The organism is Aeromicrobium sp. Leaf272 (assembly GCF_001422865.1).
GTDB lineage: Bacteria > Actinomycetota > Actinomycetes > Propionibacteriales > Nocardioidaceae > Aeromicrobium.
In genome coordinates this window covers 102,859-109,694 of the sequence record NZ_LMMY01000011.1, presented here as the reverse complement: position 1 = coordinate 109,694, position 6,836 = coordinate 102,859, and the positions used below count along the sequence as shown (strand labels likewise).

The 6,836-nt window shown below is 69.7% G+C and carries 11 protein-coding genes; 6 read left to right on the top strand and 5 right to left on the bottom strand.

The window, feature by feature from the left end; genetic code table 11:
* Positions 1-737: toll/interleukin-1 receptor domain-containing protein (locus ASF38_RS07615; RefSeq protein ID WP_235497495.1), on the top strand; the 737-nt coding region annotated here is incomplete at its 5' end.
* Between the two features lie 32 nt (positions 738-769).
* Here ASF38_RS07615 and ASF38_RS07610 read toward each other — a convergent pair.
* From ASF38_RS07610 to ASF38_RS07595, 4 genes are all read right to left on the bottom strand, one after another.
* Entirely contained in the window at positions 770-1,150 is a 381-nt protein-coding gene (locus ASF38_RS07610; protein ID WP_056574916.1) for a hypothetical protein, read from the bottom strand.
* The gene (locus tag ASF38_RS07605; protein ID WP_056575390.1) at positions 1,147-1,368 is read right to left on the bottom strand and encodes a hypothetical protein; all 222 of its coding nucleotides are present in this window, start codon (positions 1,366-1,368) and stop codon (positions 1,147-1,149) included. Before ASF38_RS07605 ends, ASF38_RS07610 begins: the two co-directional genes overlap by 4 nt.
* 99 nt (positions 1,369-1,467) lie before the next feature.
* Positions 1,468-1,959 (bottom strand): hypothetical protein, encoded by a 492-nt coding sequence (locus ASF38_RS07600; RefSeq protein WP_056574914.1) that lies wholly within the window; start codon positions 1,957-1,959, stop codon positions 1,468-1,470.
* A gap of 5 nt (positions 1,960-1,964) precedes the next feature.
* Positions 1,965-2,891: a hypothetical protein gene (locus ASF38_RS07595; RefSeq protein WP_056574911.1), complete on the bottom strand. Its 927-nt coding sequence runs from the start codon at positions 2,889-2,891 to the stop codon at positions 1,965-1,967.
* Positions 2,892-3,566: 675 nt separating this feature from the next.
* Here ASF38_RS07595 and ASF38_RS07590 point away from each other — a divergent pair.
* From ASF38_RS07590 to ASF38_RS07570, 5 genes are all read left to right on the top strand, one after another.
* Positions 3,567-3,971: a VOC family protein gene (locus ASF38_RS07590; protein WP_056551949.1), complete on the top strand. Its 405-nt coding sequence runs from the start codon at positions 3,567-3,569 to the stop codon at positions 3,969-3,971.
* Complete coding sequence (locus ASF38_RS07585; protein WP_056574908.1) at positions 3,968-4,246, top strand: helix-turn-helix domain-containing protein; 279 nt, start codon at positions 3,968-3,970, stop codon at positions 4,244-4,246. Before ASF38_RS07590 ends, ASF38_RS07585 begins: the two co-directional genes overlap by 4 nt.
* Before the next feature lie 39 nt (positions 4,247-4,285).
* Positions 4,286-4,561 (top strand): hypothetical protein, encoded by a 276-nt coding sequence (locus tag ASF38_RS07580; RefSeq protein ID WP_055961264.1) that lies wholly within the window; start codon positions 4,286-4,288, stop codon positions 4,559-4,561.
* Between the two features lie 51 nt (positions 4,562-4,612).
* Entirely contained in the window at positions 4,613-5,425 is an 813-nt protein-coding gene (yidC, locus tag ASF38_RS07575; RefSeq protein ID WP_056574905.1) for a membrane protein insertase YidC, read from the top strand.
* Between the two features lie 65 nt (positions 5,426-5,490).
* A complete protein-coding gene (locus ASF38_RS07570) occupies positions 5,491-6,387 on the top strand; it encodes an SDR family NAD(P)-dependent oxidoreductase (protein WP_162237317.1) in 897 nt (298 codons plus the stop codon).
* 52 nt (positions 6,388-6,439) lie between these two features.
* Here ASF38_RS07570 and ASF38_RS18405 read toward each other — a convergent pair.
* A partial coding sequence (locus tag ASF38_RS18405; RefSeq protein WP_200914447.1) for an endo-1,4-beta-xylanase occupies positions 6,440-6,836 on the bottom strand: 397 nt, incomplete at its 5' end.

Sequence of the window (6,836 nt, the reverse complement as noted above, 5' to 3'; positions counted from 1 at the left end):
GAGGTGAAGGAGCACTCATGGTCAGCAACAGCCAGTTCAACCGGCAGATGCGCGCGGCTCAGCGCGACTTCGAGCGGCAGTTCAAGCGCGAGGTTGAGAAGGCCAGCCGCACGTTCGAGAGGGAGGTCAACCGCGAGATCGACAAGGCCAATCGCTCGAACAAGCGAATCGTCGACGCCCACAACCGCAAGGCTGACGCGCACAACCGGAAGGTGATCGCGGACCTGAACAAGCAGCTTCGAGCGTCGTCTCCGTCGGTGACGTATCGACCGGCCGAGGAGGCACTGGTCGAGCGCGTCCACGGCGCTATCAACTTCGACGACGGTGTCGAGTACGACGTCTTCATCAGCTACGCCCGCATCGACGGGGAGACGACGGCGACAGCGCTCGCAGACGCGTTGAGGGAGCGCGGTGTCACGCCCTGGCTGGACCAGGTCGCCATTGAGCCGGGCAAGAGCCAGTCTCTCCAGATGGACGCCGGCCTGCGCAGGGCCGCCGCCGGCATCGCGGTGCTGACCCCTGCCTACCTCACCGGCCGCTTCTGGACGCAGCGCGAGCTCGGCGCCCTCCTTCACAAGGACGTCCTCATCCCCGTGCTGGACGGCGTCACCTTCGCTGACGTCGCCGAGTACAGCGGCATCCTCCCGGACCTCGCTGGCTTCACGACCGCCGAGGACGACATCGAGACCATCGCCGACAAGATCGCTCCCGCAGTCCTGCCTGCTGCCGCGAGTTGACTCTGCGACCGGTGCCGTCGCTGGCTCCCGCGCTACCGGAACTCGGCTGCGAGCTGCCGAGCGAACGCCGAGAGTCGTGCCGGCTCGGCGCCGTCGCGGGCTGCGGCGAGCGGCGTTCGGTCATCCAGCTCGGGCGCCGGCGTGCGGAGCACCGCGAGCGCCACCGTCCACGCATCGGTGAGGCGTAGCTCGTGGAACATCGCTCCCAGCGCAGGCCGCACGCGAACCCGGCCAGCGGCTCTCTCGAACTGGTCCACGGGGTAGAGCGGCACTGGCGTCGCGTCCGACGTAGGCAGAGCGAGGATGCCGCCATCTGTCTCCAGCGAGCGCAGCTCGTCCGCGGTGAGAGCGAGCTCGCGGCAGACCTTCTCCTCTGACCAGAACGGCTTCAGCAGCTCGGCGAGCTCGTTCATCGGCGTATAACCACGTTGCCGTCGTCGTCGCACTCGGACCAGCTGCGTCCCCGTGCGCGGAACTCGGCGGCGAAGTCGAGCTGGCTGCGGCGCTGCGCCATGCGAAGGTCCCACTCCTGCCGAACACGTCGCTGCGCCTCGACGCCGGCGTCGTCGTAGGTGAGGGCACCGGAGAAAACCTCATCAACTTCCCGCGCGACCGTCGAGTGTGACGACATGAACGGCACCTCCATCCTTCAGCGCCACCATACGATCCGAGTCCGGGTGCCCGGTAGCGGTCTCGCTGTCCTAGTGGCGGTCATCGGGCTGAGGGTCGGTCAGGCGCTCATGCGCTCGGCGGGGACGACCGCGCGGGGCCGTGCGTCATCGACGTGCTGGGTGAGCAGCACGTAGTGGAGCCAGTACACAGTCCGCAGCGCCTTCATCGTCAGCATCGTCAGAGCCCATGCGCCCACGAGAGGCGCGACCCACGTGCCGACTAGCAGCAGCGCGACGAGCGGGGCGACCGACGTGGCGAAGACGAGGATGAAGATCGACATCCAGTTGCGCCGCAGGACCGGTGCGAACCGAAGGCGCACGTCTTTCATGCGGTCCGTGGCCTCGGACTGGTAGATCAGCGTGCACACGAAGGTCGCAGCGGTCAGCACCAGCGCCGACACAGTCGCAACGCCGACGAGGAACGCGTCGAAGTTCGGAGGGGTGACTGCCTCGCGTGCTGCGAGTGTGGCTAGCACGGCGAGGGCGGGGACGACATGGTCGATGGCCGGGTGCTCTGCGACCGCGTCCTTCCACGTGTAGTTCTCGGCCATGCGAGTCACTCTCCCAGGATGTCGTTGACTCGATTCTGCATCTCAGCACTGACGCCGCGCAGCCCCTCGAGCAGAGCGGAGTAGCGCCGGCTCGAGACATGGTCCTCGCCAAGCTCGATGGTCGTGGCGAGCCTCCTTTCTACGAGGTCCAGCAGTTCGGTCCGGTCGTCGTCATGCACGACCCGCGCCTGTACAGGCTTCTTGCCGCCGCGCAGCCGGGGCAGGTCGTTGACGAGAATGTCCTTGAACCGGCGGGCTGTCCCACCGTTCTTCGAGTCCTTCGCGATGCGCACCTTAACGTCGACGATGACCTCCCCACCGAGCTCGCCCGCGAAGCGGTCCAGGTAGGACGCGATGCCTCCCCCCGCCGGCTCCAGGCTGTCGAGCAAGCGGAGGGTCTCGTAGCGGGCCTCAAGGGACAGCACGCCCTTGGCCTTTCGCAGTTCGTCGGTCTGCGGCGGCGCGATGATGGCCTCTACGTGCCAGTGCTGGCCGCGCTCCTGCGGTAGGTGCCTGGTCAGGAACGTCTCGACCGCCGCCCGTTGCCGGGGAGCGTTCGAACCGCCCCGGGCGACCGCCACCGCGTTGTGGCGCGGGAGGAAGGCCATCACCGTGGTGTGCGCGAACTGCTGCGCACTGAGGGCCGAGTCCTCGTCGAGCACATCGCGGATGGAACCGCTGTCGGTGTCGATCTGTGTCATGAAGTCCGTGTTGATGGCCCGATGCGCGCCGACGATGACGATGTCACCGGTCCCGTCGGTGTGCGCCTCGTAGACGTCGCGACCTTCGTCGTGGGTGCGTTCCTCCAGAGGGAGCCCGGCGACCTTTCGTAGCGCAGCTGTCCAGTCGGCCTGCGTCGTCCGCTTCGTGGCCTTCTCCAAGACGGACGCCCGGTAGAACAGCACGGAGATGGGGTCGGGGTCGCTAGCCATGGAAGCTCTCTATCGCCGGAGGGCGCTCAGGTCACCCCGCGTGGTCGGACACGGTCCCACGCTAGAGGTCTCAGGGGGCGAACCCCAGGAAGCGCGGCTGGTCGGCGCTCTCGCGGAGGCGGCCTGATCGTGCTCGCTGTCCGCAACTGGCGCAAAGCCGACCCGGAAAAGTGTGGTCAAACGTGGATCTTTGTGTGGAGGGTTTACCGGAGGCGGTTCGCAGCATGCCGCTGACCTGCGGCGATGGAGTTGTGTAAGACCCCCGCAGATGAGAGCCCCTGGTTCGTACTGGAATCCTAGTCGGACCGGGGGCTCTCCAGCTTTCGTCATGTCTCGCGTGCCCACCTCCCGTCGTGATGCTGGGCCGGCTCACCGGTCGTCCCGGCTGGGCCGGCCCAGCATGGGAACGAGCTGACAGGCAGTCCGAAGGTCTGGGTCGTGAGCCGACCGCCGTGCTTGCGCGACGGCGGACGCACGTGCTCGGGCAGGTCATGTCCTCGAGCCGCGCGTGGCGCCCCGGGCTGACCGACATCGGGATGAGGCGCGCGACGCGGGGTTCCTGAGTGCGTCGGACCGTCGATCGTCGAGTCGGGCCGTGCCTGTGCTGCTCGCCGGAGCGCTGCGGGCGACCGATGATCCTTGACGACGCACTTGCATTTTGCAAGTATCAACAGCATGAGCCTCTTCATCACGTGCCCGGTCGAGAGCGTCGAGCGTGCGACGGCCTTCTACGCCGCCCTCGGCTGGACCCTCAACCAGGAGATGTCCGACCACAACGTGTCGTGCTTCGAGATCGGGTCCGCGCAGTACGTGATGCTCGGCAGCCGCGAGATGTACGCGGCCGTCGGCGGCGTCGAGGAGCTGGTCGGCGGCGCCGACACTCCCTCGAAGGTCACCGTCTCGTTCGACCTCGGCAGCCGCGAGGAGGTCGACGCGCTCGTGGAGCGGGCCGCCGGTGCGGGGGGCCGGATCGGGGACATCGACGACTACCCGTTCATGTACCAGCGCCAGTTCGACGACCTCGACGGCTACCACTACTCGCCGTTCTGGATGAAGCCGGACGCCGACCCCGAGGCGTGAGCGACCTCGCCGCGGCGCTCGGCGTCGTCGGGTCCCGGTGGGCCCTGTTGGTCGTGGAGGCCTTGCTCGACGGTCCCCGCCGCTACGGCGACCTGCAGCGCGACCTCCAGGCGCCGACGAACATGCTCGCGACACGTCTGCGCGAGCTGGAGGCGGCCGGCGTCCTGACGCGCCTGCCCCTCAAGCACAACACCCGGGCCTACCAGCTGACCGAGCGCGGACTCGCCCTGCGCGACGCGATCGACGCGCTCGGACGCTGGGGCGAGGAGGTCTAGACCGGCCGGGAGCCGTGCACCGGGCACTATGCTGACGGCATGCGAGAGACCGCGATGCTCAGCCGGGTGGCCGGGCTGCTCGCGTTCGTCCTCTGCCTCACGGCGACCGGCGAGTCCACCACCACGGTGGGCGTCGCGGTCGCGATCGCTGCGGCCCTGCTCGTCGCCGCGAGCTCGCGCGTGGTCGTGGCTCACCGCGCAGGCGGAGTCGGGGTGGTCCGCGGCGAGGTCGCGGCCCTGGTGCCCGTGCTCTCGTCGCGCATCGCGGACCCGGTGCGTCAGCCGGTGCGTCCGCGCGCTCCCGGTCTGGTCTGAGGTCGCCTTCGGGCGACGCGCCCGATCCGACCCTCAGACCAGGAGATCCCCATGCTCGACCCGTTGAAGCACGTCCTGTCCACCCTCATGTCCACCGCCCACGCCCTTGCCGAGAACCTCGGGGCCGACCCCGGTGGTGCCGTCGGCTGGTGCCTCAGCATCGCCGCGATCGTGGTGGTGGTGCGTGGTCTGCTGCTGCCGCTCACGGTCCACCAGGTGCGCAACGCGCGGCGCATGGCGGTCGCCAGGCCCCACCTGCAGGAGATCGCCCAGCGCTACAAGGGGCGCACCGACCCCGACAGCCTGCGCGCCATGATGGAGGAGAGGCGCGCCCTGTCAGCCGAGCACGGGGTCTCGAGGCTCGGGTGCCTGCCCGTGCTGGTGCAGCTGCCCGTCTGGTTCGCGCTGTACCACTTGATCTCCGACGTTGCCGCCGGCTCGGCCATCGGGTCGATGGACGCCGACCAGGTGGCGCTGTTCGACCGCGCCCAGCTGTTCGGCGCCGGCCTGGCCGACAGCGGCGTGCTCGGTCAGGACGGCTCGCACCTCGCCGTGGTGCTGACCCTCGCCGTCGTGGCCGCGGCCGTGTCGTTCGCGACGCAGCACTTCTTCGCCATGCCCAACACGACGACGGACGGCATGCCGGAGGCGGTGCAGCAGGCCACGCGCCTGATGCCCACGCTGTCCTCCGTCGGGCTGCTGGCGGCGGGCGCCTTCGTGCCGGTGGGGCTCCTCGTCTACTGGGTCTTCAGCCAGGTGTGGACGCTGGGTCAGTCGTTCGTGGTGTGGCGCTGGTTCCCGACGCCGGGCACGCGGGCGGCGGAACGATCGTCAGCGCGACGGACGTCGGCCGTCGAGGGCTGAAGGGCGACGGTGGCACGATGGGTCCGGCTCGTCCGCCCGGAGGAGCCGGACCCGAGGAGTCGAGCATGGCGCGACACCACCAGGACCTGAGCGTCGTCGACGGTGCGACGGTGCTCGTCACCGGCGCCAACAGCGGCATCGGGTTCCACGCCGCCCGGCAGCTGGCCGGCGCCGGTGCTCAGGTGGTCCTGGCGTGCCGCGACGTGGCAGCGGGGCAGGCAGCGGCGGACGAGATCGGCCGCGGTGCCCTCGTGGAGCATCTCGACCTGGCGTCGCTGGACTCCGTGCGTGCGCTCGTCGACCGATGGGGCGGGCCGCTCGACCTCCTGGTGAACAACGCCGGGGTCATGGCCCCGCCGACGCGGCGGTCGACCCAGGACGGCTTCGAGCTGCAGTACGGCACGAACCACCTGGGCCACGTCGCGCTCACGGCCGGACTGCTCCCCGTGCTGCTGGAGTCCGAGCGGGCACGCGTGGTCACGGTCGCGTCACTGGCGCACCACGCAGGAGACGGCTCCATCCTCGAGGCCGGCCATCCCGCGTCCTACGACGCGCGGCGCGCGTACGGCAACAGCAAGCTGGGCAACGTGTTCCTCGGCCGCGAGCTGCACCGCCTCGCCGCGGAGGCCGGGGCGCCGCTCGCGTCGGTGGTGTGCCACCCGGGCGTCTCCTCGACGCGGCTGTTCTCCAGTCGCGACGGCATGGGGGCGCGGGCCGCCGTGCGCATCGCCGCCCGCCTGGCCGGACCGGTCTTCCTGCAGTCGTCGGCGCAGGGGGCGACGGCGATCCTCGACGCCGCCACGACGGCGCCCTCGGGCGCCTACCGCGGTCCGCAGCGGCTCAAGGAGACCCGCGGCCCGATCGGCGACGCCAGGCTCAGCGACCACGCGCTCGACCTCGACCTCCAGCGGCGGGCGATCGCACTGGCGCTGGAGCAGACCGGGTCGACTCTCGCGCTGTAGACGGCCGGCGCCGTGCGGTCCCCCCGCCGAGACAGCCCGCACTGCTCGACGGTCAGTCGGCGAGGACGCTCATGACCGCGTCGTACGCGGGCGTCGGCTCTCCGTCGTCGAACAGGAGGTCGTGGCCCTGCTGCACGCCGTCGTCGTCGAGGTACCAGTCGTACCGATCGTCCACCCCCCATGTCGTGTAGGAGACGCAGGCGTCCGATCGGAGGCAGGAGGCGAGGACCGTGGCGTACTGCTCCGCCTGGGCGTCCTGCCCCTCGCTGTCCGTGACGTCGTTCTCGGAGATCCGGACGTCCAGCCCGGCATCGTCGAAGCTGTCGAACGTCGTGGCGAGGTCATCGGCCGAGATCGCATCGGTGTCGAGGTCGTAGACGTGAGCCTGGAGGCCCACGCCGTCGATGTGTCCACCCCGAGCGTTCGTGTCGAGAGCCAGCTGGAGGAGG